Raw genomic sequence first — 26,431 nt, forward strand, 5'->3', positions numbered from 1 at the left:
GTCATAAAACTTCCTTTGCGTTTTCACTAAACTCAAAAAGAACATTTACAGGAGAGCATACTAATTTCCCTGGATGTCTTGATAATTCAGACGTCTTAATGTTCCTTACTGCAAACATTCGCTGTAACCACCGATCATTTCCATCGTATTTTGGAGTAAAACCTGTCCGAGCATGAATAGCTTTTTTATTATCCACAACTAATAATTCACCTGGTTTAAGAGCGACTTGTATACAGTTCTCTAACAATTGCTTTTTCAAATATTCTAGCGCCCACTTAGCCATAGGTGTTTGAGGTTCCATTAGATAAAAATCTATGCAAATATCCGGATCTAATAAAGGTCCACTTAACACAGGTATAGTAGTATGATAACTGTCTTCATCCCCATTTTCTAAAAATGATGATGGTGCATTAATTTTATATAAAGGTTTTCTTAATATCTCTATTACATCATTAGATAAGTTAAATAAAACTTTTCGGATTGAGGAAGTAATTGTCTTTGCCTTAGCTTCTTTATCAGATTTTACACAGTATAAAGCTAAAAAGTCAGGTTTATATGGATGAAACCCATCTTCAGTATGGAACTCTAAGATATCAGATCCTGTATTCTCTTGCTTTTTTTCTTGTCCTTTTACCGGGCAAATATTTTGAACTAATAACCCCTGTTTTTCATCTTCATATGCAAGTGGTTCCCCTAAACAAAGCATAAATAAAAATAAGATATACTCACTAATGGCCGTTTGCTTATCTTCACTTAACTGACCCTTTACTGGTGTATTCGGAAGAATTGGATCTGTTGGTAAATTAGAGAATTTTAAAGTCCCAAATAAATTAGAAAACCTTTTAAATGTAACTAATTCCTTTAAAATACGTATAGGTAACTTACTTTTAATAATATCTAATTCGTTTAATAATTTATCATCCATCTTGGTTATATCAAGTAATGGAAGCTCATTAATTAAATGCTTTAATTGTTTCTTCTCCTCCTCGGTTAAATGCACTTCCCAATTACTGGAATAATTAGTCATAAAACTCATCTCCTTCCTTTCCTATGCCGATCCTTAATTCCCGAGCCTTTTGTTGAAAAAAACTATTAATAGAATATGGTTTAAATTCATCTATAAAGTTCTCAAAATTCGAAAAACTAAGGCTGTTACTTGCAGTTTTAGCAATACAAAAAATATTTCCTTTTGTAATTTTCCATTTGATAGTCCCATTTAAACTTTTATTAAAAGCTCTTATACTTTCATCTAAGCAGGACTTAAGAGGACTAAACCATCCTCCACCTACTACTAGATTAGTCCATTCTCTATCAATATAGGACTTTACTCTTAGTTCATCTCTAGTTAATACCATTTCTTCTAATAATAAATGAGATTGATGTATTAACATTGCTGCTGGAGCTTCTCGAATTTCTGGATTCTTAACACCAAAACAACTATCTTCTAAACCTGCATATCTTCCAATTTTATAATCCGATAAGAGATCATTTAATAAAATCACTATCTCCTTTAAACTCCTCTTATCATTATTAATCTTAAACGGAATACCATTTTTGAACGTTATATCTAGGTATAGAATTTCTTTTTCTTCTATTTTATTTGTCCACTCAAATACGTTATCTCTAATTTCTAACTCAGTATACTCTAAAGTATCATTCTCTATAACTCTGCACCATAAGTTCTCGTCAATAGAATATTTAGATGTGGTAGGGAAATCGATACCTAATTCTTTCTTCAATATTCTCGCTTTATCTTCACGTGTAGTATATTCTCCTATAGCCGGACAAAATATATTAACATTTGGATAATTGGCCATTATAGAAAGGTTAAATCTCATAGCAGAATTCTGATATGGTGTTGAATTATGAACAATTAGTGATCCTCCAATATCTTTAGCATACTCACATGCCAATTTAGCAAGTAACGGACGTGTGTAGCTAGAAGAAATAGGGAAATGGTTGTTATATAAAGCTTTGGCCATTATCCCATGTGATATATAGCTATTACACAAATCTTCTGAAGCATCAATAATATGAAGTTTCAATTCTAATTTTCGAGATAATTCCATAATTTCATCAGAAATGTTTTGTCCAACATCAATTAAAACGGCATGTATATCCATATCGTATTTTTTCAATTCATAAGCTGTATAAAAACTATCTAGTCCACCAGAAAACAAGAGTACAGCTTTTTCATTTTTAAAAGGCAATAGTTCTTGGAATTGACCATATATTTTACTCATATAAATTAGTCCCTATTTCATTTTTTGCGATTAATTTATTGTTAAAATATCTTATATTACGAGGAATATTCAATCCCCTTCCAAATTCTATAATCCATTTAGCAAATACTGTGGTGACAATTTCTGAATTTCTATAAAAGTCGAAGTTAACACTGAACCATTCTTTGATTACATCCGGAACTGCATCTTTTGGAGAATTTAAGATACGTATCTCAAGGTCTGTAATATCATCTAATAACATACTTAGATTTTCTTTGATTTTCATAATATCCAACTCAATTTTAAAATCTTTAAATGTAATTGCTCTAGCCTTTAAAAGGTACTCAAATAAAATATAATTTGTTAGACAGTCAAAACTTTTTTCAGGATCATCAGCATAGCTATAACGAAATAGTCTTTCCACAAGAAATATCTCTTTTGCTAGTTTATCAATATAAGAGTCCTTATTTAATAAATACAAATATGCTGATATATCTACTCTAACTTCTTCAAATGAACTTCCTAGCAGTGAACTTTTTTCTTTAAAGAATACATTTAAAGGTAATACTCCTTTGTAATGATAGTAATCATGTAAGTACGAAAGTAGCATTCTTGCCGTATAAATATCATTAAGATTAGCTTTAAATATTGATAGAGGTGTTTTTAAGACCTCTTCACTAATAGGTTTAGTAATCTGATGGAACACTTGTAAGTACTTGTTTATAAAGAACAAAGAAAATTTATCTTGTTCTATGCTACTATTTGTTACAATTGCTTCTGGGAAAAAGCTAAATACATTAGCTTCTAAAATACCCTTCGTTCCCAAGATTAATTCTACGCCCATAAAAGTATCAAATGGTAACTCTTCTCTTAAATGTGTGATAGCTTCTGGTTCATTCCGATAATAAAAGCATGCTTCAAAATTAATAATTTTATTTTTTTTCACAGGGAAAAAGAACATACCAAATTCTTTATTCTCAATTTTATTGTATTTCCCAAAAGTAAAATCAAATTTGGGTGTATTATTAATACCAGATTCTTTCCATGCAATCAAATCTTTTATAATTGCTTTTACTAAGCCTTCATCAAAATGGATCTTTAACTTTTCTAAAATGAGTATAATACGTTCAATAATTTCTTCACAATATGAATCTTCTTTATTAATTTGACCTAAATAATTTTGATGTACTCTTAATTTTTCAACTTCTAAAACTAACTCTTCTGCACTGTTATACCATAACAAATTTTTCAAATTATCCATATCACTTGAAATTAACATAAACTACCTCCTATTTAATAATTGTGTTATCGAACTAATTGAATTGAAGTTTTCAAATGAAATTTCAGACTCCATGAATTGAACCTGTTGTACATTTTCTAAATAAGTAATTAACTCCATAATTTTTAAAGAATTAAGTATACCTGTCCCTATTAAATCTAGATCATGTGGGATACTTTCAATACTTCCATCCTGTAATAATTCTCTTTTTATATAATCTTCTAATTCCGTTTCCAGCATGCACTTTATTCCTCCGTATATCCCATTAGTTTCTTTCGATCAATTTTGCCAGTACTAGTTTTAGGTAATTTATGCTCTGTAAAAATAAACTTACTAGGAATTGCATAAGCATCTAAAAACTCAGAGCAATACTCTCTAATATCTAAGGAATTTAAAGTTGCTTTAGAATGAATATAACAAGTAAGACCATCATTGTTCATTACAATAAACACCTCATCTATAAGATTATGTTTAGAAATTACATTCCTGACTTCTGAAAGATAAACCCTTTTCCCTTGAATCTTAACCATGTCGTCCATACGGCCCATGTAATAATACAGACCATTTTCATTTTTAACCAAATCACCAGTTGGAAAGTATTTTAAGTTATTTGAATCATTCATTTTAAAGGTCTCATTGTCTGTTTTATTCAAATACCCTTTTAACATCGTCGAAGAATGCACATATAACTCTCCAACTTCTCCTTCACCACATGGTAGCAAATCAGCATCTAAAACCTGTAATTGTACATGTTTTAATGGTCTGCCAATAGGAAGAATTTTTAATGCCTCTATGTCTTGAGGAAACAAATAAGATAATGCCTCATTAACCTCTGTATTACCATAAAAATTCACAATATTAGCATTTTCAAAACAATTTCTAACCAATTTCACATCGCCGAAAGGTAAAGCTTCACCCGCTAATCCCAAAAAACGAACAGAAGTATAATTTTTGATTTTTTCATTTAGAAGCAATTTAATTGATGAAGGAACCAAATGCAAAATGTTAATTTTTTCCTCTCCAATCAATTGATTAATATATCGCGGATTATTCCTCTTTTCACTTGAAGGAAGTACACAGCAACCACCTACAGCAAAAGGGATAAATAAAGAGAATATAGACATGTCAAAATATAAAGGCGCATGACATAAAAATTTATCCGCATTTGTGGCTCCAACAAACTCGCTTCCCCAGCTAATAAAGGCACGAAAACTTTCTCTTGCTAAAATTACCCCTTTTTTCATACCTGTCGAACCTGAAGTGAAAAATATAAAAGATTCAAGACTATCATCTATTCTACCAACATCAACATTTGATTCCATAGACTTAACATATGCTAGATCAAACAAATTTTGTTGAGGTTTACATAGATCCAATGAGAATAATAATAGGTCTTCTACAAAATTCAATTTAGAATCTATAGCATTTTTTTTGTTAACTATACAGCATTTTATTTGAGCGCTTTTAATACTATCTTCAAAGATTTTCACTTGTTCATCTGGATTTAGCGGCACACTTACAGCCCCTATTTTTAGTGCTGCTATATAAGTTATTACGTTGTGTATTGGATTTGTACTTAAAATTCCAATTCTTTCTCCAACGGTAATACCTTTTGACAATAGAGCATTGGCCAATTGACCAGATACATTATCAATTTCTTTATACAAATAATTTTCTGTATCTGTTTTATAAGCTATTTTATCTTTATATTTTTCAATCGTATTATTAAGCATTGTTTTAAGGCATACTTTCAAAGCATCTCCCCCTTTTAATACCTATATATATCCTCTCACGAAGTTTTAATTTTCAGAATAAAACCAATGTTAAATTCACATTAGTTTGTAATAAAATTAAAAAACATATTTGTTAAGTAACGTTAAACTAACCCCTCTTATACAAATACGATATGTAGAAATGTAAGGGCTTGTATTACAATTAAAGAAACTATTTTATGGAGTTGATTTTTATGTCAAATGAAAAAACAGTAGTAAGCTCTAATTCCCCATTTGAAGACTTTTTAGGATCTTCTAGGGCAATTAAAAAAGGAAATATCATTGTAGTTGCAGGCACAGCCCCCTTAAATGCTAATGGAGAGACCACAACCTCTGATGTTTATGAACAAACAAAAAGTTGTATTAATGTAATCAAAAGTTCTTTAGAAAAAATGGGTTCTTCTTTAGAGGATGTTGTTAGAACAAAAATTTATATTACAGATATGAATAAGTGGCATGAAGCAGCTAAAGCCCATAAAGAATATTTTTCAAAAATCAAACCAGCTTGTACAGTTTTTGAAGTAAATAGATTTATAAAGGAAGAGTGGCTTGTAGAAGTTGAAGCTGACTGTCTGCTATAATACTATCCCACCTAAGCATAGACTTAAGGTGGGAGATTTTTATGGATTGTCCACGAAAAAATCAACTCAAGTTGGTTCACAAAATTCCCTTGCAGCAATCCCTTTGTTCCATTTGCAAATGTATTTGAATCTACTTTATATAAAATCTTTCAGTCGGATTATTAGTGTTTGAAAGTTTTCTCTTAGCTCTGTACACCTCTCATTTACAAGTCTTCCTCAAAATCACTATTCTACGTGATTTTGAATAGGATCTTCAGTTTAGAAAAGAAACTTTTATTAATAATCACTTTATAAATATATAAATTCAAACACATTATTTTGTATCAAATATATCCTTAAGTAAGGCATTTAATAATGTATAACTTATCATAGGTTTTTCCTTTGTCAGAAATTTAAATAAGGAAGCAACTTTAATTGTTTTCATACATTAATTAGCATTTATAACTCTTTTTGTCGAATTTGATGATAAGGATACACTTTTTTAATCATGGTAAAAATTCAAGATTTAACTAATCATTTTAGTTCGGCTGAAAACTTACCTTACCTCCATTTGATAATAAATTAAATCCAAAAAGGTTTAATAGTAACTTTCATCCCACTTTTATCACCGAATTATGACTTTCACAGTACTCGAAGTGGAAATTAAACTCGCTTAAAAAATCATAATAGTCATATATAATAATATAAATTTAAGTTCAAAAATATTACTATCATTCAAAAAAATAGTCAAATTAGAAGGATATAATTCAACCTAAGGAGAATAGTATCTAAAAGGTTTAAAAATTCAAAAATTAATTTTATACATACGTAAGAGACATGTAGAATTCTTCTTATTTTAAATAAGCAATTCTAACACGCCTCTTTTTAATAAGTTATTAAAGCCCTACAAGAAATTCGTTTCCTTTACCAATTAAGGTATAACCAACTCCTTTTCGGTGGACTATAAGATTAAAATTTTTCTGACTAGTATATAATTTTTTTCTGAGCTTATAAATATATTGTCTAACTGTTTCAGTAGTTGTATATTCATCCCAAATAGCAAGTAGGATATCTTCTGTTGTGACAAATTTGTCTCGCATGTTTATAAAGAACATGAGCATTTCATACTCTTTTCCAGCTAAAGGAAAAATTTCACCTGCATTATCTAGATAATGCATATCTACATTCACAAATATACCTGGATAAAGTTCAACAATATTTTTGTTGTGCTGCTTATTTCTATTCAATTGGACAATATGTTTATAAAAATGACTCACGCACTCCTGTATTTGTTGATGAGTATGAATTTCAAAAGACATTGTAGAATTTTTTTTCAAAAGTTCTAATCCTGCCTTATTAGTACTAATATCTTCATCAAATAATATTAATATTGGGATATTTTCTAACTCTTTTTTTATATTTCGAAATTGTTTTACCTCTTCAAAATCTAAGCTTTTTAATCTCCATATTATCCCATCAAAATGGTTTCTTTTATCTTTTAAAATATAATTTAGAGAAGTAATATCTCCCACATGTATAATTTCCCAATTGGGATAGTATGCAGATCTCCGAGCTAACTTTGGTAAAAATAATTCAGGACTAATAACGACAATTTTCATTTCCCATTCCTCCATAATATTTTTTATTTGGTAAAATTAGATATCAAGACTACCTGTGCGATAGAGTAGTCTTTGGAATGAGAAAGTGATACAAAAGCTTCCAACTTTTGTTTCTTAATCGTTTGTTCAGTCGTATTATAGAATTTAAAATACGGTTCGCCCGTCTTCTTCTTAAGTATAACAGCATCTGTAAAACAGAATCCATTACCAATCCCTGTACCTAATGCTTTAAAAAGGGCTTCCTTTGCAGAAAATCTTGCTGCAAAATGTTGGGATGGGTTACTTTTTTTTCTACAATATTCAATTTCTTCTGGAACGAAAATTTTATTTAAAAATTTGAGGTCATATTTTTTTATTGCAGATTGAATCTCAGTAATATCTTGAATATCAATCCCTATACCATATACATTAGGCACGGATAAGATTGAATTTCCCTGTTTCATGGTATACATCGACTCCCGAATAAATTTTTTTATTATTCTAGCTATTTTTCAACTCCATAATATAATTTGCAATGGTAGTAACACTTTCTAAATATGAAGGATCCAACTCTTCCATATCAAATTCAATTTCACATTTCTCTTCAAGAGCTAATAAAAGTTCAATTATACCTGTTGAATCAAGCCCTAGTTCTTCAAAAATATTTGCATCTACTTTCACATCTGCTACAGCAAGTTCTAATTGCTGTGCAAGAATTTCAGTAACTACATCCATTAAATTATTTAGCTTATTCATATACTTAACCCCCGATTATTTAATTTTATTATTAATTAATTCCCAGTAGTTCTTGAGCAACTTCCCGTTTATGAATATTTGTTGATCCTTCCATAAACTCTATCATTCTTCCATCCCTTAGCCATTTTTCTAATAATGGATGGTCAATAATAGCTTCCGATCCTACAACCTGATTAATTCGTCTGGTTACTTCATATACCAAATTATTTGCCATCCATTTTCCCATGGAAGAAGTACCTGCATTATAAATACCCCTATCAACTTCTTTAGCTGCCCGATAAACTAATCTCCTAGTTCTTTCAATTTTCCATTGAAGTTCATCGAGTATAATTTCTTCATTTAAATTCAACTTAATATTTTCTCTCACGTAATCTACCATGGCTCTCGATGTTCCAATTGCAATCGAAGATGTCGAAGGTCGCATTCTAAAAAACACTTTCATAGCTCCCCGTAATCCTCTTTGAAGAGGTGGTTTATTTAAACCAATAATTTGAGATTTATCTACTTCTAAATTGTTATAGACTGTATGACCTAACCTAGCTGCATGCATTCCTAAAGTCCGACCATAATCTCTATTTACAGTATCCGAATTTTTAAATTGATCTTCATATATTAAAAAACTTTGAATTGCAAACGTGTTATTTTTATGGCCCATCTTAGCAAAAGTAAGTGCCCATTGCGCTCTTTCTGCATTAGCTATATATTTTTTTTCTCCTTGTAATAGATACGTTCTATCATTTTTTTTGGTTGCAACCGTTTCAATAGCTGCTATATCTGATCCAGCATTAGGCTCCGTTAAATTGAAAGCCGTCCAAACCGGATTCCTCCCCATAAAGGAGTTGAAGAATTTATCCTGTTGTTCCTGAGTCCCTAGCTCTTTTAATATTGGTCCTAATAATTGTGGTCCAGGTAAAGATAACATCATCGCTGGATCTCCATATGCTAACTCCTCAGTCCATATCGCTAACTCCAAAGAGGAATCTCCATAATAGATTTGATTATCTCGTCCACTGATACCAGTATAACCATACTCCTTTGGGACACCTAAACGCCATAAAGGCTGGTAAAATGAGTCTTGCTGAAGATAAGTGGGTGGTAATCCTCGACTCTTATCTGCTTCTAATGCAAATTCCCTTAATGATTCCCCGTATACTCTTAATTCAGTTCTAAGTGATTCAAACATATTAATTAGACCCCCTTCAACATTGAAATATGGTGTATTTTGAGAAAGTTTTTTATAATGAAAGGATCCTCTAATCCAAATGCCCCCAAAACAGGTAATATCTTATCTATAATTTGAGTACTATTTTCCAACATAAAATTAATCTGTTTAAAGAACTTACTATATTCTGCTTCATCTATAATAGATTTTGTTGATAGTTCCCTTAAAAACAGTATATTCCCTTCAATTTCACTACTTGCAATGACAAATGTATCATAAACCATTTGGTGTTTAGCTATTGGTACGCCAAAAGTTTTACGTTCTTTAATATAATCTTTACAAAATTGTAATATCAATTTACTGAATTTCAAAACAAAAGATGCTAAAATTATTTTATATCGAAGTCCATAAATCCATAGTTTCTTTTGTTGATGAGAGGGAACTTTTATAACGTTTTTATACTGTTCAACCTTTTTAAGGGACAACTCCTCCTCATCTAAACTGTAAACTTTCACACTATCTTCAAAACTCATTTTCCACCAGACATTGTTGTCTAGGTATAGAATAGAACCATCCTGATGCTTTCCGGCAAACAAATATAAATCTCGATTTTTCCATCCCAAGCTTACTTTGACTTCTTTTAATTCTTGTAATAATTTTTGTTCTTCTTTAAGTAGTTCATTATAAAGAGTATTTTCATCTATATTATCTATTATGCTATCTATTCTTGTTGAAAAAGATGGAGATTTCAGTGTTTTCATGTATAAACTACCTCCTATTAACTTTCAAATGTTTGTACTACTGGCAGATCATATTCTGTTTTCTTACGAATGACTATATACTTATCATCTTTCACCAATACTTCAGTAGGAAGGTGATGACTTAAAAATAATACAGGACTTGCAGTCAATCCATATGCTCCAGCATTCAAAATGCCAATATAATCACCGGGCTGGGATTTAGGAAGGCTTATCTTCTTTGCAATTAAATCGTTTGGGGTACATAAAGGGCCAGAAATATAATATTCGGTATTAGGTTCATCACTCCATTTATTAAGAACCTTGATTGGGAAATTTTTCTTTAGAGCATTCCCCATTCCACCAGCGGCCATATGGTGATGTGTTCCTCCATCTACCGTTAAAAAATCGCAATTTTTAGATTTTTTTTCATATAATACTTTTGTAACATAAATCCCACTTTCACCTACAACATATCTACCTGACTCTAAAAATATCGGGATTTCTTCACCAAAGCTACTATAAAACTCCTGAATCATAGCATGTAATCTATCAGAAATATCATCCAAATCAAGCGTGCTTTCATTAGAAAAATACGGTATTCCCATTCCACCACCGATATCTACATAATCTAATTTAACATGAAATTGTTCTTGAACTTTCTTTGCCAAATTTAAAATATATGCTGTATTTTCTATGAACACATCACTAGATAGAATGCGTGTGCCATTATATACATGTATCCCTACAATCTTGAGATTTGATAATCTTTCTTCTAACTCAAATATATTTTCCAGCTGTTCTTCATCCATACCAAATTGCCTTGGTTTTCCACCCATAGTTAATTTTGAACCTTTTGCTGATACACTTGGATTAATTCTAATACCAACTCTAACGGTTACTTCTTTTTCTTGAGCTATATTATTTACTTTTTGCATCTCTTGTAGTGACTCTACAATAAAATATTTAACTCCGTACTCAAATACTTTTCTAATTTCTTCTTCAGTTTTTCCTGGTCCCAAATATAAAACTCGTTCAGGAGAAACTCCTATTTTTTTTATTATCTCTAATTCCTTTAGTGAACAAATCTCTAAATTGGCCCCTAAGTCATAAATTAACTTTACAATAGATGGATTAGGGTTTGCTTTTAGGGAATAAAATAGTTGAATTGCCTTGTGAAGGTTCAAGAGCTTGTATACTTGCTCTTGAATAACACTAGCATCATATACATAAGCTGGTGTACCTATCTTTTTTACCACTTCTAAAAGGTTATTTTTTTCAATATTCAGTTTGTTTGTGGTAATCATTTATATTAAACTCCCTTCTTCAACTGCAATAATTTTTCTGCATTTTTATAAAAAATCTGATCCCATTCTTCTTCTGTGATATGAACTCCTTGTTCTTCTAAGCGCTTTTTTATATTCTTAAAGCGATTAATGCTTTCCTCCATTGTACACATTGGATAATCCGTACCCCAAATTAACTTATTAATAACCCCCTGTTCTTTTGCCATCTTAAAAATATTACACATTTCATCAATTGGTTGATAAAAAGATACAATTGATAAATCAGTATATACATTTTTAAAATTTTTAAGAAGAGATAATGTATCGTTAATCCACGGCCATCCCATATGTGCTATTATAATATTAAGATTTGGAAATTTAATTAGTACATCATTTAGTAGTATAGGGTGACAATAACGTAAACTTGCTTGTTTTATCGGAGTAAACCCCATATGAACTAAAACTGGTAGGCTACGCTCCTCTGCATCTTCATACAGAGGATACCAGCCCGGATCATTAGGTGAAATGCCCAAGTATCCAAAAGCTAATTTATATCCATGTAGGTTATAATTAGTTAACTCTTGTTCTAGACTCTTTTTACACAAGGATTTTTCATAAGCATCAAAGGAAGCAAAACCTACAAAATATTTTGGATATTTTGTGCACAATTTTGAAACATACTCATTTGTAACATGTACTCCTAATGTGCGTTTAGCATTAAAAGCAAGTAATACCGCTTTTTTTACTCCTACTCCTTCCATTTCTTTGATTAAATTTTCTATTCTTACTTCCATATTTGTATGAGATTTATTACATGAATCCATCATTTGTTGGGCAAACTCTTCAGTGTACTCACTTTTTAATTCTCCAACATGAACATGAAAATCAATCAAACAATCACCCCCTTTCCAAAAATATTTATTAATTATGTTCTAAAAATCCCTTTAAAAATTCCCCTGTAAGCGAACGGGGTACATTACATATTTCCTCAGGAGTCCCTGCAGCTACTACCTGTCCTCCATTTTCCCCTCCATTAGGCCCCATATCAATAATATAGTCTGCTGTTTTAATAACTTCTAAATTATGTTCTACTATCAAGACTGATGATCCCTTTTCTACTAGTTGATGTATAACTTTTAAAAGTCGGTTTATATCTTCTAAATGTAGACCTGTAGTAGGTTCATCAAGGATATATAAGGTTTTACTAGTAGATGTCCTTGATAATTCTGTAGCTAGTTTAATACGTTGTGCTTCTCCACCTGACAAAGTTGTTGCTGGTTGTCCAATTTTCATATAACCTAAACCAACTTTATTTAAGCTGTTTATATATTTTATTATTTTAGGATGATCTTTAAAAAATTCTGTTGCATCTGCTACAGTCATATTTAAAATATCGGAAATATTATTATTTCGATATTGAACATTTAAGGTTTCTTGATTATATCGATGCCCTTGGCAATCATCACAAACAACATAAACATCAGGTAAATAGTGCATTTCAATCTTAACTACCCCATCGCCCTTACAAGTATCGCATCTTCCTCCAGGTACATTAAAACTAAATGCCTTTTTAGTTAATCCCCTTACTTTAGCATCTGGTGTCTTTGCAAATAAATCTCTAATTTCATCAAACATACCTGTATACGTCGCTGGATTAGATCTAGGTGATCTTCCTATCGGTGATTGATCAATATTAATTACTCTATCAATGTGTTCTAAACCACTTATCTCATCAAAATCACCTGGCAGCAATTTATATGCTCTGTGAATTTTTCTAGCTAAATGCTTATATAATATTTCATGGATTAGGGTACTTTTCCCTGAACCTGAAACACCAGTAATACAAGTCAGTAGCCCTAAGGGAATATCGACGTCAATATCTTTCAAATTATTTTCTTTAGCACCTCTAATAGATAAATATTTCCCATTTTCTTTTTTTCTTTCTTTAGGAATCTTTATTTCTTTAGCACCAGATAAATATTGACTAGTTAACGAACCATTTCCTTTTTTAAACGCTTCAGGAGTGTCGGCTGCTACAATTTCTCCACCTTGATTCCCTGCTCCAGGTCCTAGTTCAACTATATAATCCGCTGCTAACATTGTATCTGTATCATGTTCTACAACTATTACCATGTTACCTAATTCTCTTAACTTTTTTAGAGTATTTATTAAACGAATGTTATCTCTTTGATGCAATCCAATGCTGGGTTCATCTAAAACGTATATCACTCCAGATAAAGCCGACCCTATTTGAGTAGCTAATCTAATACGCTGAGCTTCTCCACCAGATAGTGTTTTTGCTTCCCTATCTAAGGTTAAATATTCTAAGCCTACATCCAATAAAAACTGTAATCTACTATTAATTTCCTTAAGTAACCTTTCGGAAATTTCTATTTGTTTTTCAGTAAGAATTTGATTGATATGCTTAAAAAAATTAGCTACATTATCAATAGACATGCTAGATAATTGTGCAATATTTGTATCACCAATATATACAGCTAAACTTGTTTGTTTTAATCTCTTACCACTACAAGATTGACATGTAATGCTAGACATTACTTCTTCTAATTTTTCCTTCACACTGTCCGAATTACTAGCATTGTATCTACGATTTATATTAGGAATTACTCCCTCAAAAGGCGCTGAATGTGTTCGTTGTTTACGCTCTGACTCATATTGAAATAGGATTTCCTCTGTTCCACTTCCATAAAGAAGAATATTCTTATGTTGATCAGAAAGGTTTTTAAATGGCGTTTCTTTAGAAATACCATAATGATTACACACTATATCAATTATATTGTGATACCATTTTGCAGTACTCGTAGCCCAATTTTCAAACACGCCTTCATTTATAGACTTATTCCAATCTGTTATTAACAGTCTTGGATTCACTTGTAAAGTAGCCCCTAACCCATGACATTGTTCACACGCGCCATATGGACTATTAAACGAGAAATTCCTAGGTGTTAGCTCATCAATAGAATAACCACATTCGGAACATGCTTGTAAGCTATTAAAAAAGTATTTGTTTGTTTTTCCATTTTGTTCTAACGTCTCTATTAATACTTGTCCTTTTGCTTCTAACGCAGCTTTTTTGATCGAATCTGTAACCCTTCTTTTATTAGCATGTGAAAAAGTGACCTTATCAATAAGAGCCTCTATTGTATGTTGTTTATTTTTATCTAAAACGATGGGACTAGTAATCTTTAATAATTCGCCATCAACCCTAATTCGAATAAATCTCTTCTGAATAGCTCTCTCAATTACACTCTTGAACTCTCCCTTTTTTCCCTTAATGAGAGGGGCATATATATACAACTCTGTCCCATCTTTTAAATCTTTAAGCTGATTCATCATTTGATCTATTGATTGGGGTTGTATAGGAATATTATGTTCTGGGCAATAAGGAATACCAATAGAAGCAAACAATATTCTCATGTAATCATATATCTCAGTTATCGTTCCAACTGTAGATCGAGGATTCTTATGTATAACTTTTTGCTCAATAGATACTGATGGTGTAAGGCCTTCAATAGAATCTACATCTGGTTTTTCCATTTGTCCTAAAAACTGCCTCGCATACGATGATAAAGAGTCAACATACCTACGATGTCCCTCTGCAAAGATTGTATCAAATGCTAAGGATGATTTTCCTGAGCCACTTAAACCTGAAAACACAGTAAGGCTATTAAAGTCTAAATCTATATCTACACTCTTCAGATTATTAGCCCTTGCTCCCCGAACTTTGATTACCCGGTCAGACATACCTTAATCCTCCTTGTTCCCACTTAACGCTCCTCAGGGATACCTAATAAATTTTTCAAAGAAACAGGTTCTTTTTTTACAATTGTTTTAGGTACAATATTGTTATCTTTGTTATATTGTATTTGAATTTCTCTCCTACGCTCGGTCTCCTCAATAGCACCTTCAATATTATCTTTTATACTATCGGCAAACAGAAGTGCTCTTCCATTAATATTTCTAGCAGCACGACCAATTAGTTGTAATAATGCACTTTTAGATCGAAGGAATCCCCTTTGATCTGCTCCAATTACAGCTACTAGCGATACCTCTGGTAAATCTAACCCTTCTCTTAAAAGATTAATTCCTACAAGCACATCAAAATTACCCATTCTAAAATCTCTAATAATTTCTGATCTCTCTATATTCTCCACTTCAGAATGCAAGTATTCTGCTTTTATTTGTAAGTTATTAATTTCTTTCGTTATTTCTTCTGCTTGTTTTTTGGTTAACGCAATAACTAATACCTTTTCATTTCGACTAATAGTATTTTTTATTTCATTTATTAAAGTCTCAAAGTAATTTTCGCTACTCTTCACTTCAATAACTGGATCGATAAGCCCAGTAGGGCGTATTACTTGTTCCACAAAAACCTCTTTAGAATCTACTTCATGTTTTCCAGGAGTTGCCGACATAGACACCATACATTTCGTATTGTTCATAAATTCTTCAAACTTAGGTGGTCTATTGTCTAGTGATGAAGGTAAACGATATCCATAGTCAATTAAATTTTTCTTTCTAGACTGATCTCCAGCATACATAGCGTGAAACTGCGGTAATGTTACATGAGATTCATCAACTACTGTTAAATATCCATCTTCAAAATAATCCGTCAAGTTAAAACATCTCGACCCTTTTTCTCTATTTTGCATATATAAAGAATAATTTTCGATTCCCATACAATGACCTGTATTCTTTAACAATTCCAGATCATATAATGTACGTTGTTCCAACCTTTCTGCCTCATGAAATTTACCTAAACCTCTTAAAAACTTTAACTGCTCAACTAAATCCTTTTCAATTAAAGGTAGAGCTGTTTCAATTTGTTTTGTTGTTGTAATAAAACTTGTAGCAGCAAAGATATGAACTTCCTCTAGACTATCCACTATCTCTTCAGTAACAGGATGAATAGTAAGGATCTCCTCTAGTTCATCTCCAAAAAATTGTAACCTGATAGCTTCCTGTTTACCCATTGGATAGATATCAATTGATCCCCCACGGATTCTAAATGTTCCAGGCTCAAACTCTATATCATTTCTTTTGTACTGATTATCAATTAGATGCTTAATAACTTGCTCATATGTGTAAACAAAATACCCATCTGGTTTTACAGATAAAACGAAAGAAGTACTATTAAAGTCCTCGGGGGCACTCATTGGATACAAACATGAAATACTGGCTACTACAATGACATCTGTTCGTTTTAATAGACTGGCCATAACAGAATGCCTCATTCTTTCAATTTCACTGTTAATTTTAGAGTCCTTTTCTATAAAGAGATCTTTATGTGGAACATAAGCCTCTGGTTGATAATAATCATAATAACTTACAAAATACTCTACTGCGTTATTAGGGAATAATTCCTTTAATTCGCTCCATAGTTGAGCCACTAATGTTTTATTATGAGCGATAATTAAAGTTTGACGATTAAGTTGATGAATTACATTAGCAATAGTAAATGTCTTTCCGGTACCTGTAGCCCCTTTTAATAACAACCTACTTTTGCCATTCTTTACTCCCGTTACTAGCTTTTCAATGGCTTGTGGCTGATCACCCATAGGTTCCATAGATGATTGGATCTGAAAATCTATCGATTTTCTCATATTGTATCTCCTTTTATTTCTCCTCTAAGTAACATTTAAATTTCCTAATTTATTCTTCAAAATTTTCACCATATCTTCACATTGATTGATAGTTTCACCAAATATAATTGTATATAGCCTCCCTTTCTTATTAATTCCCAAATTCAACGTAGAAAAGCCATTAATAATTACACCATGCTCTTTTTCCTTGGTATATAAAATATCTTTTAGCTCCTCTTTAATTATTTTGAAAGGTACTGTTTTTTCCAAGACAACCTCAAAAGGTATAGCCATAAAGAACGCATGGGGATTGAAAAATCTTTCAATAATATTATTTTGGTATGTTGCCATGTTGAATCTAGCATTTATTTCGACACAAGGGTACAAAAATCCTTTCCTATCAATCATTGCATCAACACCAACTACACCATAAAATCCATCTCTCGCTAATATTTTCCCAATAATTTCATAACTTTCTAGAAGTTCTTTTTCCTGAACTTTTGTTAATTGAACTGGTAATTTATGCCCCAAATGTACACCTTTATGTACCAACGCTTCTCGAACTGATGTAAATTTGACATTCCCTTTTTTATCTATGATGAATTGATAGTTAAGGTCTCTTTCTTTTTCAATCCAATTTTCTAAAATCATTTCTATATTTTCATGTCCCTTTTTTACGGACATCCTTTTTAATAAGTTTAAAATATTTTCAAATTTACTATCTGAATCAATTAGAACCATTCCTTTTCCAGATACTCCCATAGAGTCTTTTAAAACTAATGGATTTTCTAAATATCTTTTTCTAATTTCATGATAATTAAACTCAAGTTCTGAGATAGTATGACTCACTTTTCCTGCTACTTGGCGAAGATCAAATTCATCTGCTAACTTCCAGCTATAAATCTTGCTATTAACCTCACGACATATAGTTGATGCAGGAGTACATAAAGAAATTGAAGTTTGTTGAGATACCTTTTCCTCAATGTTTGATGTACCATATGGTAGTAATGAATACGAATTATCTCTATTAATATTTTGAAGCCTATTAATATTTTTAGTGCTAGATAAAATTGTTTCCGAAATATTATCTGCCGAGTTATCAGAATAGAAATTCATTACATTCGGAACAAATCCTCGAGTTTCTTCTATATATTGTACATAATCCTCATCAATGTCTTCTTTAAGACAAACAATGTCTTCTTTTCCAGCAAGAAATAATGCCATTTCACCTATTTTATTAACCAATGGTTGCGCTTTCGAAATATTACTACCCGGTATTGTAATGATGTTTTCTTTTTTCCAATGCTGTTCTACTTCAACATTACCCAACCATATAAAATTTTTTCCCGATTCACTAAGACTGTTCTTTAGTTCCTTATAGAAAGACATAGTTTCCTCCTAGACTAAATTTTGCAGTTCATTTTTTAAAACCTTTCCATTATTATTACGGGGAATAGCGGATACAAATTTAACAATTTGTGGTATTTTGTAACTAACTAATCTTTCCTCACAAAATTTCACCACAGTTTCCCTTTTTAAATAATCATTAGCAACTACAACTGCTGCTAAAATTTCCGTTCTTTTTTCTAGATTTTTTTTCCCAAATACAGATACATCATATATTTCGGGATGTTGTCGTAGGACATCCTCTACTTCAACTGGATCTACTTTTTTACCTGCTACATCTACAACATCACTTTTTCTTCCTCTTATATATACTTTTCCATCTAGCTCCATTTCACCTAAATCCCCAGTCAAATAATAATTTTGAGATAACCTTTTTTCTAACTCGCCTGGAAGATTATAATATCCCTTCGCCCTTGACTCCGTATATAACGCTACTTCTCCTACTTCTCCTTTTTGTAACTCTTCACCATCATTACCCAAAATTTTCACTTTAACATTATGGAGTGGATATCCTACACTGTTATAGTCATCCGTTTGATTTAAGATTGATAGTCCAGTTTCAGCTACGCCATATAAGTCTGAAATATTAATACTAAACAGCCTTTTGAATTTTCTTTTTATACTTTCATGAAGAATTGTACCTGAAGATACACACATTCTTACATTTTTAAATTGCTTTGTATTTTTTATTCTAGTCATTAAATCATACAAAACTGGAAAAGCCACAAATATAGTAGGTTTCTTATCTAATATAATTTCAACTACTTTTCTTGGGGTTATATTATCATGGAGTAAAATTGTAGCACCAACTCTCAATGGAGCAAGTATTGAGGTATTAAAAGCTAAGCCGTGCGTTAAATATGCGGCACAATATACTATATCATTCGAATTTAAATTAACTGATTCTAACCAATTTGTAGATGCTGCGATTACATTTTTCTCTTCGTACATCATACATTTTGGAATACCTGTCGTTCCCGATGAATAACGGCATGATATTATATTTTCTAATCTCTCCGTCGCAATCTCATTAGACAAATATTTTTGTTGAAGAATAATTAGTGATATATTTCCATATTTATAAATATGTTTTATCTTTTCTACTAAAGGAAAATCATCTATTTCTTCCGTCCTAACAATAAATCCGCCAAGATGAACATGCTTTATTAAGTTGTCTAACTCATTCTCTCGCCATTTATGATCGACTAAATGAGCAACTTTCTTAGCTTTAATAAGTGCATAATAAGAAATGATGAAATCTGGATGATTTTTAATATAAATACCAATTGGATAAGAAAAACCACTTATATCTTGCTCTATTTTTTCACCAATACTATCAAATTCATTTACAAATTGTTTATAGCTTAATTTATAATCTTTATACATTAAAGCTTCTTTATCCGGAAACTTCTCTGCAGATTTATATATGTATTCCAATATCTCCACTTTCTAATCACCTCTGTCATATAATAATGTTATTGCATACATTCTAGATGAAGCGTCCCAATAGTACCTTTAGAACCAGCAAAGATTAGTAGAATATGCATCCCTTTTTTGATTTGTCCTTTTTGATGCATCTCTTTTAGACTATAATACGGATCTGAAGTAGTTAAGTTAGCAGTATTTCGATATTCACGTTGATAAAAATAAAAACCCTTACAATCTAATTTAATTTTATCTATAAAGTTCGAAGAGAAATTTTGTAAAATCACATGGTAGGGCATAATATTTAAATTTTCTTCTTTTATGTGCTTTAACTGCTCTTGAATATGTACAATTAGCTCATCTTCACAATTATTTTCTTCCCTAACATGCCATGAATGAAGATCCCATGAAACAATCTTAAATTGTCCAGTAGTTCTAGAAATTGTAAACGAAGCAGCTCCATCGCCATAAGGAAATTGATTATGTTTAACACGCATTTGTGGAAGATTACATTTATCAGCACATACTATTTGAAATTCCTGCTTATTATCTTCTATAAACATTTTTGCAATATTTATAGCTGTTAAAGATACAACGGATCCCTGATCTTTGATAGCATAAGGTAGCGCTTGAGATAAATCCCCATGTCTTTTTATATTCATTGCTACAGTTATAGGTTGTGGGAGATTTAAAAATTCATGGCAGTAAACGAGATGTTTAATATTCTCCTTAGATTTTCCGTTTAAAGATTTTCTCACCACATCCCCTGACATTTCCGCAATATTATTATCACTAATTGGGATTGTATACATATATTTTTTAAAGGAATCTAGTCCCAAATCTCTGCTGTCTTGACTAGACTTCTTTTTATACGCTTCAAACATTCCATTAAAATCTGGATTAACCTCTGCTCCTTTTATATCGCACAAATAATCCTTTACAGTCTTATATTTATCTAGATAAAGTACTTCTAAGTTAGAAATATATAACTCCATTCTATAGTCTCTCCTAATTATTATTTTTTTCACTTTCCATTACTTCTTTAATTAAAGACATACCAAAATTAAATGCAGATAATCCTTTAAATAAGAATGCTAGCTTAGCTACATCAAATAACTCGTCCCAACTAGCGCCAGCTCTTCTTGAGGCAATTAAGTGCACCTTAGCCCCAGGTGCAGCTAGCATAAGTAACATACCAAATAACATTATTTGTACATATTTTTCTGGAATATACTTTGATTCCATGCTATTTTTTCTAAACATTTCATGTAATTCAAGCTCTTCTGGCCTAACTTGAAGAGTCACCTCATGCCTAGCCTCAGTTGGAGCTGGAATAAAACCAAATAGATTTTGATAAATTTGATTAATATCATTCATATTCATATATAACCCTCCAAATTTTTAATAATTAGAAATAGATGAGTTGTATTTTTTATTATATTGGTATTAAATATTAATAAAACTATTTTATAGTGTTTATTTTTGAATATAGATATTTTCATTAATTGACTTAATTGCTCTATGGAGCTGTTCTTCTTCAACATTTAAGGAAATCCTTATAAATCCTTCTCCATAACCTCCAAATCCTACACCTGGAGTCATCAAAACCCCCGCCTTTTCTAATAACATCTTACAAAATTCCATAGAACTATTATTATTTGGTACTTTCACCCAAATAAAGTACCCTGCTTTAGGCACCTGAATTTCCCAACCAAGAGGCTCTAATCCTCTTTTAAGGATATTCATACGCTCTAAATAACGCTCTTTGATTTCTTTAGGAACTTCGTTATAAGAATCTAGTGCAAATGAAGCTGCTTTTTGGATAGCTCCAAATACACCTGAATCTACAAATGCTTTCGTTTTGGCTATATTATCTATAACTTCTGCATTCCCAACCACCATTCCAATGCGCCAACCAGTCATACAAAATGTTTTTGAAAAGGAATGAAATTCCACCCCTATCTCCTTAGCTCCTTTTGCTTTTAAAAAACTAGGCGCTACATAATTACCAAAAGAAACTTCTGAGTATGCAGCATCATGTGCGACTATGATATTATTTTTCTTTGCAAACTCTACTGCTCGCTCAAAATCCTCAACACCTGCCACCGCACCAGTAGGATTATTAGGATAGTTTAAAAACATTAATTTTGCTTTTTTAGCTATCCTAGGAGAAACGTTAGAGAAATCCGGAAAAAAATTATTCTTTTCTAGTAAAGGTAGCTCCTCTACTTGCCCTCCAGCAAGAGCCACTCCACCTGCATATGCTGGATAACCAGGATTAGGAACTAATGCTATTTCTCCCGGATCTATATATGAAAGCGATATATGAGATAATCCTTCCTTTGAACCCACTAAAATCAATACTTCTTTCTCCGGATCTATATCCACACCAAACCGCCTTTTATACCACTCGGAAATTGTGATTTTTAACTGATCAATACCGCGAAATGGAGGATATCGATGCGTTTCATATTCAGATAAAACTTCTTTCATTTTTTCGACAATGTGACTTTGTGTTGGAAAATTAGGATCTCCCACACTTAGATCGATAACAGGATATCCTTCCTTTACTCTCTTTTGTTTCATATTCTCAAGATGTGCAAATAAATAACTAGGTAAATTAGATACTCTATTCGAAATTTTGAAATTCATCTAACTCCTCCGAATTTTTAGATTTTTTTTATGTTATTTTAGTAAAATTATAATAGTATATTTTACCAAAATACATAAAATCTATGTTAATCCCACGTGATTTATATATTAATATTATTTTCTCATTAGAACACTACCATAAGCACCTCCAAGGCCCACACTTAACATTAAATAATATGAATCCTTTGGGATATCAAATTCATATAAGGAATCCTGAAGATTAAGTAATAAGTCACAACCGCTAACATGCCCTAATTTAGCTATATTGTTTGTATATATATTTTCAAACGGGATGTTTAAAGAACGTGAGGCTAACTCCCAAGTATCAAAATTCACATTATGCGGGATTATGAGTTTAATATCTTGTAAATTAATATTGGATTTTTTCTCTGTCAATTTAAGTATTTTCTTTATACCCAAAAAATATGACATTTGAAACCAACGGTATGATTGATCATCCCATTCCCCAAAACTTGATACTTTAGAGTCTACAAATTGATTAACACATATGATTTTATTACTATCACCCTGAGAAGATATTAAACATGCTGCTGCCCCATCGGAGAATACAGTCATGTCCTCAATTTTTCGCATTGAATCAGTATACATCTTCTCAGCAAATAGTAGCAAAATATATTTTTTGTTGGAATTTTCAAGTAATTTAGTCGCTATTTCAATAGCTGTTATTGGTGTTACACAATTCAAATCTGAAATTGTAAATGCTGGGATATCCCCTAAATCAAATTCTTTTTTTAACTTCTCTAAAAACACGTTACCATCAGGATGACTTTGCATGGCATGTCCATATATAATTCCCCCTAAATCATCAGGGATTATTTTGTTAGTTTCAAATAAATCTTTAACTGATTTTTTCACCATACTATATGAGGTCTCTGTACCAGAATCCATAATATATCTTAACTTATGAAAATCCGTTATTCTCTCATATTCTTTATCACTTAGTCCAACTGATTCTTTAATATCATAAATATCTACTCTCTTTTCTGGTCTATACGTGGAAATCTTATGCAAATACATTAAATACACCTCTTTTAATAAAATTTAAACTTATAATAACTCAATAAATGTATTTTTTTAAGAATATTCAGTATTTTTAACATGTCATTAACTTTAGATTGATGTAGTTAAATATGGTATTTATTGTACCTTAGCTTTAATAATAAATACTATTAGGAGGAACTAGATGAGGATAGGCATTCAGGGAATCGGTATTTACGTTCCTAACAATCGCGTAAATTTAAAAGAATTAGCAAGTACCTTATATTTATCTGAAAATGAACTTGATGTACTAATGAATACTCATCACTTAAAAGAAGTAGCTGTTGAAACTGAAAAAAATGCTAATGAGATGTTAATTGCGGCTATAGAGAACCTTATGTTGCACAATAAAATTGATTCAACAGATGTTGGGTTAATTTTATTTACCCATACAATCTTGCAATTTTCACCTTTTCTATCTGAACCACTTCTAGCTATTAAAGATCAATTTGGCTTTCATAATGCACACAGTATGTCAGTAGCAAATCTGAATTGTGCAGGAATGGATTTTTTACTATCTCTCTCCCATACATGGCTACTAAATAATAATCACGCAAAAAGTGTCTTAATTTTAACAAGTGATAAAACATTTGTAAAAGACTTTAGGTATCTCAAGGAAAGTTCTGTAATGGGAGATGCTGCTTGTGCCGTCTTGGTTTCAAAAGGTTCACAGCAAAATCAAATCATCGCATCTAATATTAATGTAGATGCTACTATTTTTAATGGGGAAGCATCTGCTCCAGAGGAATTTGATTGGTTTCTAAAAAGTGTCTCAACAGGAATAATAAAAAATCTAAAGTCCCTTTTAAAAGACGCTAATTTCAATTCAGATGATATCACTCTAATTATTCCAAGTAATATAAACTTCCCAACTTGGAGTAACATAGGAAAAATTTTAAAAATACCTATTGAGAAATTCTATTTCCCTACTTTATCTAATACTGGACATGCACATAATTCTGATCCTATTCTTAATCTTCACCATGCAATATATTCAAAAAAATTCATCCAGGAGATTATTATGTAACATTAACTGCTGGAATAGGTGGTACTTTTGGATGTACCTTATTCAAATGTTAATCAAGAGGTGTAATTCATGAACTCAAATATATTCATTTCGAACATAACAACTTATGTTCCCAATTCTCGCAAAATACAAAAAAATAATCTTATAAATCAAGAGAATATTATTAAGAAATTTGAATCTCAAAAACGGAAATTCCCATTATATTCTTTGAACAAAGAATACGGATTAGATAATAATTATGATGGAACAAATTTACAGTTTATTCTTCCAAATAATTCACTGCCAATATCTTTAAATGAAACTTCTTCTGATTTGGCATTAGAAGCAACAAAAAAATTAGTGGGTAAAACATCAAAAAGAGACCCCTTATACTTTGCATATTGTCATGATACAAACGAGCCTAGTATCTATTTAACTCCTGCTTTAAAAGTGAAAAAAAAACTGAAGTTAAAAGGTTCTATACCCTTCTCGATAAGTCACCAAGGTTCTGCTGCTTTTACTAGTTCTATATTTCTGTTAGATACTTTGCACAAGCAAAATTCAAAAAAGACATTTTCTATCATTACTACTACTGATCAAGTATGTCCACCCCACCCTAGAATTTTTTTCAACTCTTATCCTAAGGGAGATAGTTCTGCTTCCTGTATTTTTAGTAAAGACAATGGACAGTATCGCATTATTGACTACACTTTACATTCTTTTTCTTCAACTCCTACACCGCTAAGGTGGAGTATAACAGATTATAATTTATTTGAAGAAAAATTGATTTCTATTACAAGCAAATTATTAGATGAATTTATTAATACCCATGCCATAAAATGGATAATCGCACAAAATTTGAGTGAATATTTCATTGAAGCATTAGAAATGTATACTCAAAAAAACGAACTAAAACTCTTCAAAAGGACCATTGCTACTAGCAGTAATCTTCTGACTAGTGATTGTTTAGTTTCATTAGAGCAAGCTGAACAAACTGGCGTTTTAGATGCTAATGATAACATTTTATTACTACAAGTTGGTCCGCTTTCACATATTGGACTATTACTATTAAAAAAGAGAGAGCTGATAATTTTGTCTATCTTAAATAATTTAGATTTAATTCCAATAGATTCTTTACGATTTCATGAAGATCACGACCCACATAGATTGAAACGTATTACAAATGACATTCATAGCCTAAAATATTTAAATAATCCTCCTATGGTAACTGTCTGTCATGATAATACCTATTTAATATTAGATGGATTACACAGGGCTAAATCTTTAATAGAGATGAATATCAATAACATTATAGTACAAAAAGTAGACTTGGATCATCCTAAACTTAAAATTCTATCATGGACACATGTCATACCTGATTATATAGAAATCATTAATAATAATTATTATGCTAAAGAGGTTCCGATGTTTACTTTATTTCGTTCTAATCAAACTACAGTATTTCTAGGACCAAAATCTTTAAAATTACGTTTAGAAATACTTCACAAAATATCTTCAAGTTATTTAAATAAAGATGAAATTGAAAGACTTCCAGAACCGCCAGACTTTTTAGAACCTGGTAAACAGTATCTTTCTTTTCAGCCTTTTACATTAGAAGAATTTAAGGAATTGAGAGACTATCATTATATTACCCCACCAGGAATGACTCGATTATTAATTCCAGATCGATTATTAAACCTAAAAATGCCCTTACATCTTTTAGATCAAAAAGATGACGAATCTTTCCAAAAGAAAATACTTTCTTATAAACATCGCCTAAGAAAATATACAGAAGATGTCTATATACTCGAATAGAATTACTTTTACATTTCTTAATTGAATAATACGCTAACGTTTTCTTAACAAATGATTTATGGTCCACATAGACAAAAGTATTATAAGCTCAT

23 protein-coding genes are annotated in these 26,431 nt (G+C 31.2%); 3 read left to right on the forward strand and 20 right to left on the reverse strand.

Annotation, left to right across the window (positions count from 1 at the left end; translation table 11 throughout):
• Window position 1 precedes the first annotated feature (1 nt).
• From JFU23_RS28680 to JFU23_RS28700, 5 genes are read right to left on the reverse strand one after another with little or no spacing between them, the layout of a single operon-like run.
• Window positions 2-1,027 carry a TauD/TfdA family dioxygenase gene (locus tag JFU23_RS28680; RefSeq protein ID WP_242483560.1) on the reverse strand — a complete coding sequence of 342 codons (1,026 nt, stop codon included), beginning with the start codon at window positions 1,025-1,027 and terminating at the stop codon, window positions 2-4.
• Window positions 1,020-2,243: an argininosuccinate synthase domain-containing protein gene (locus tag JFU23_RS28685; protein ID WP_201033384.1), complete on the reverse strand. Its 1,224-nt coding sequence runs from the start codon at window positions 2,241-2,243 to the stop codon at window positions 1,020-1,022. Before JFU23_RS28685 ends, JFU23_RS28680 begins: the two co-directional genes overlap by 8 nt.
• Window positions 2,236-3,501, reverse strand: a complete 1,266-nt coding sequence (locus tag JFU23_RS28690) for a DUF6421 family protein (protein WP_201033385.1) — start codon at window positions 3,499-3,501, stop codon at window positions 2,236-2,238. The genes JFU23_RS28685 and JFU23_RS28690 overlap by 8 nt, the downstream gene beginning before the upstream one ends.
• 3 nt (window positions 3,502-3,504) lie before the next feature.
• Window positions 3,505-3,741, reverse strand: a complete 237-nt coding sequence (locus JFU23_RS28695) for a hypothetical protein (protein ID WP_149191255.1) — start codon at window positions 3,739-3,741, stop codon at window positions 3,505-3,507.
• 5 nt (window positions 3,742-3,746) lie between these two features.
• Window positions 3,747-5,255, reverse strand: coding sequence for an AMP-binding protein (locus JFU23_RS28700; protein WP_201033386.1), 1,509 nt, complete (start codon window positions 5,253-5,255; stop codon window positions 3,747-3,749).
• A gap of 212 nt (window positions 5,256-5,467) precedes the next feature.
• Between JFU23_RS28700 and JFU23_RS28705 the strand changes: the two genes are divergently transcribed.
• On the forward strand, window positions 5,468-5,854 hold the full coding sequence (locus tag JFU23_RS28705) for a RidA family protein (protein WP_201033387.1): 387 nt from the start codon (window positions 5,468-5,470) through the stop codon (window positions 5,852-5,854).
• An 875-nt stretch (window positions 5,855-6,729) separates the two neighbouring features.
• On the opposite strand, the gene JFU23_RS28710 is transcribed toward JFU23_RS28705, so the two are convergent.
• The 15 genes from JFU23_RS28710 to JFU23_RS28780 all read right to left on the reverse strand — a co-directional run bounded on the left by JFU23_RS28710 (window position 6,730) and on the right by JFU23_RS28780 (window position 23,497).
• Window positions 6,730-7,452 (reverse strand): winged helix-turn-helix domain-containing protein, encoded by a 723-nt coding sequence (locus JFU23_RS28710; protein WP_176280899.1) that lies wholly within the window; start codon window positions 7,450-7,452, stop codon window positions 6,730-6,732.
• A gap of 23 nt (window positions 7,453-7,475) precedes the next feature.
• Window positions 7,476-7,895: a holo-ACP synthase gene (acpS, locus tag JFU23_RS28715; RefSeq protein ID WP_187770560.1), complete on the reverse strand. Its 420-nt coding sequence runs from the start codon at window positions 7,893-7,895 to the stop codon at window positions 7,476-7,478.
• A 37-nt stretch (window positions 7,896-7,932) separates the two neighbouring features.
• Complete coding sequence (locus tag JFU23_RS28720) at window positions 7,933-8,187, reverse strand: acyl carrier protein (RefSeq protein WP_088031179.1); 255 nt, start codon at window positions 8,185-8,187, stop codon at window positions 7,933-7,935.
• Window positions 8,188-8,218: 31 nt separating this feature from the next.
• On the reverse strand, window positions 8,219-9,370 hold the full coding sequence (locus JFU23_RS28725) for an acyl-CoA dehydrogenase family protein (RefSeq protein ID WP_088031180.1): 1,152 nt from the start codon (window positions 9,368-9,370) through the stop codon (window positions 8,219-8,221).
• 5 nt (window positions 9,371-9,375) lie between these two features.
• Window positions 9,376-10,110, reverse strand: a complete 735-nt coding sequence (locus JFU23_RS28730; protein WP_201033388.1) for an acyl-CoA dehydrogenase family protein — start codon at window positions 10,108-10,110, stop codon at window positions 9,376-9,378.
• 17 nt (window positions 10,111-10,127) lie between these two features.
• Window positions 10,128-11,393 (reverse strand): diaminopimelate decarboxylase, encoded by a 1,266-nt coding sequence (gene lysA / locus JFU23_RS28735; protein WP_201033389.1) that lies wholly within the window; start codon window positions 11,391-11,393, stop codon window positions 10,128-10,130.
• 5 nt (window positions 11,394-11,398) lie between these two features.
• Window positions 11,399-12,265, reverse strand: coding sequence for an amidohydrolase family protein (locus JFU23_RS28740; RefSeq protein WP_201033390.1), 867 nt, complete (start codon window positions 12,263-12,265; stop codon window positions 11,399-11,401).
• Window positions 12,266-12,293: 28 nt separating this feature from the next.
• On the reverse strand, window positions 12,294-15,137 hold the full coding sequence (uvrA, locus tag JFU23_RS28745; protein ID WP_201033391.1) for an excinuclease ABC subunit UvrA: 2,844 nt from the start codon (window positions 15,135-15,137) through the stop codon (window positions 12,294-12,296).
• A 23-nt stretch (window positions 15,138-15,160) separates the two neighbouring features.
• The gene (gene uvrB / locus JFU23_RS28750; RefSeq protein ID WP_149191262.1) at window positions 15,161-16,996 is read right to left on the reverse strand and encodes an excinuclease ABC subunit UvrB; all 1,836 of its coding nucleotides are present in this window, start codon (window positions 16,994-16,996) and stop codon (window positions 15,161-15,163) included.
• A gap of 24 nt (window positions 16,997-17,020) precedes the next feature.
• On the reverse strand, window positions 17,021-18,364 hold the full coding sequence (locus JFU23_RS28755) for an ATP-binding protein (RefSeq protein ID WP_201033392.1): 1,344 nt from the start codon (window positions 18,362-18,364) through the stop codon (window positions 17,021-17,023).
• A 9-nt stretch (window positions 18,365-18,373) separates the two neighbouring features.
• Complete coding sequence (locus tag JFU23_RS28760) at window positions 18,374-19,828, reverse strand: class I adenylate-forming enzyme family protein (protein ID WP_088031187.1); 1,455 nt, start codon at window positions 19,826-19,828, stop codon at window positions 18,374-18,376.
• A 29-nt stretch (window positions 19,829-19,857) separates the two neighbouring features.
• Window positions 19,858-20,802 carry a hypothetical protein gene (locus JFU23_RS28765; protein ID WP_088031188.1) on the reverse strand — a complete coding sequence of 315 codons (945 nt, stop codon included), beginning with the start codon at window positions 20,800-20,802 and terminating at the stop codon, window positions 19,858-19,860.
• Window positions 20,803-20,815: 13 nt separating this feature from the next.
• Window positions 20,816-21,190 (reverse strand): carboxymuconolactone decarboxylase family protein, encoded by a 375-nt coding sequence (locus JFU23_RS28770; RefSeq protein WP_088031189.1) that lies wholly within the window; start codon window positions 21,188-21,190, stop codon window positions 20,816-20,818.
• A gap of 93 nt (window positions 21,191-21,283) precedes the next feature.
• The gene (locus JFU23_RS28775; RefSeq protein ID WP_201033393.1) at window positions 21,284-22,459 is read right to left on the reverse strand and encodes an LL-diaminopimelate aminotransferase; all 1,176 of its coding nucleotides are present in this window, start codon (window positions 22,457-22,459) and stop codon (window positions 21,284-21,286) included.
• Window positions 22,460-22,573: 114 nt separating this feature from the next.
• A complete protein-coding gene (locus tag JFU23_RS28780; RefSeq protein ID WP_201033394.1) occupies window positions 22,574-23,497 on the reverse strand; it encodes a 3-oxoacyl-[acyl-carrier-protein] synthase III C-terminal domain-containing protein in 924 nt (307 codons plus the stop codon).
• A gap of 166 nt (window positions 23,498-23,663) precedes the next feature.
• On the opposite strand from JFU23_RS28780, the gene JFU23_RS28785 reads away from it, so the two are divergent.
• Both JFU23_RS28785 and JFU23_RS28790 read left to right on the forward strand, forming a co-directional pair.
• Window positions 23,664-24,545, forward strand: coding sequence for a beta-ketoacyl-[acyl-carrier-protein] synthase family protein (locus JFU23_RS28785; RefSeq protein WP_201033395.1), 882 nt, complete (start codon window positions 23,664-23,666; stop codon window positions 24,543-24,545).
• Between the two features lie 69 nt (window positions 24,546-24,614).
• Window positions 24,615-26,339 carry a ParB N-terminal domain-containing protein gene (locus tag JFU23_RS28790; RefSeq protein WP_201033396.1) on the forward strand — a complete coding sequence of 575 codons (1,725 nt, stop codon included), beginning with the start codon at window positions 24,615-24,617 and terminating at the stop codon, window positions 26,337-26,339.
• The last annotated feature ends 92 nt before the right edge of the window (window positions 26,340-26,431 follow it).

It is taken from the genome of Bacillus sp. TH50, from assembly GCF_016650565.1.
Lineage (GTDB): Bacteria > Bacillota > Bacilli > Bacillales > Bacillaceae_G > Bacillus_A > Bacillus_A mycoides.